Below are 479 nucleotides of genomic sequence, written 5' to 3' on the forward strand. Positions count from 1 at the left end.
GTTGTGAGTTTGACCTAATTATTAATGCGACCTCCAGCGGCATACGGGGCGAAATCCCGGCGATACCAGCGTCACTTATTCACCCTTCCCTCTGTTGCTATGACATGTTCTATCAAAAAGGGAATACGCCATTTCTCTCCTGGTGTGTACAACAGGGCGCAAAACGCTACGCAGATGGGCTGGGAATGCTGGTGGGGCAGGCTGCACATGCCGTTTTGCTTTGGCACGGTGTATTACCGCAGGTCGAGCCAGTGATTGAGCAGCTACAGCAGGAATTATTAGCGTGAACCAGTCCATACAATTCCCTGACCGCGAAGAATGGGATACTGCCGCCAGCGCTGTCATCTTTCCCGCCCTGGTTAATGGGATGCAACTCACGTGTACAAGAAAAAAAGATGTACTGGCGTATCGCTTTGGTGGAGAAACAGCGGAGCAATGGCTGACCATTTTTCGTGAGTATCGCTGGGACCTGGAAGGAG

The 479-nt window shown here is 51.6% G+C and carries 1 protein-coding gene and 1 pseudogene; both read left to right on the forward strand.

All coding sequences use genetic code 11. The features are described from left to right. Positions 1-287: pseudogene (locus tag KJQ97_RS09385) on the forward strand (hypothetical protein); the annotation flags it as partial. Next, a partial coding sequence (locus KJQ97_RS09960) for a DUF1488 family protein (RefSeq protein ID WP_214120689.1) occupies positions 284-479 on the forward strand: 196 nt, incomplete at its 3' end. The pseudogene KJQ97_RS09385 and the gene KJQ97_RS09960, both read left to right, overlap by 4 nt.

This window comes from Campylobacter sp. 2018MI01 (assembly GCF_018501205.1).
Classification (GTDB): Bacteria; Campylobacterota; Campylobacteria; order Campylobacterales; family Campylobacteraceae; genus Campylobacter_E.